This window comes from Acinetobacter sp. V110_1 (assembly GCF_031798975.1).
GTDB classification, from domain to species: Bacteria; Pseudomonadota; Gammaproteobacteria; order Pseudomonadales; family Moraxellaceae; genus Acinetobacter; species Acinetobacter nosocomialis_A.
This window is the reverse complement of the sequence record NZ_JAVQNN010000011.1, coordinates 1-525: the sequence shown is the minus strand read 5'-3', so window position 1 is coordinate 525 and position 525 is coordinate 1. Positions and strand designations below refer to the sequence as shown.

Here is a 525-nt window from a genome sequence, read left to right as displayed (position 1 = left end):
GGCAAGGTCATTGCAGGGCAGGCTTTACAACTCAACGCAAGTCAGGTGGATAATAGCCAAAAAGGGCAGTTGAACAGTCAAACTACTTTAGCTATTCAAACCGAAAAAGATATTAATAACCAGAGCGGTATTATTGCTGTAAACCAGCAAGTTAACTTAAATAGCCAAGGACTTAATAACAATCAAGGTCAAATCGCAAGTCTCCATGATGTATTAACGATCAACAGTGGTTCAGGCAGTTTAGATAATGAGTCTGGCATCTTGCAGGCTAAAGGGAATATTAAGCTTAATGCTGATCAGGTAAATAGCCAGTCGGGATTAATCAGTTCAGAAGATGGAATTGATCTTCAATCGCGTCAGCAGGTGAATAACACAGCAGGTCAGATCGTTGCCAATAATGCGGTACAGATCAAGAGTTCGGGACTGAATAACAATCAGGGGCAGATCGCGAGTATCAAGGATCAGCTGGTACTAAATGCTGGTACAGGGGTATTGAGCAACCAGTCAGGTTCTTTACAGTCAGGC

Annotated in this window: 1 protein-coding gene; it reads left to right on the top strand. The window is 42.5% G+C overall.

Features of this window, described 5'->3' with window-relative positions:
• A partial coding sequence (locus tag RMA95_RS00460) for a hypothetical protein (RefSeq protein WP_311069288.1) occupies positions 1-525 on the top strand: 525 nt, incomplete at both ends.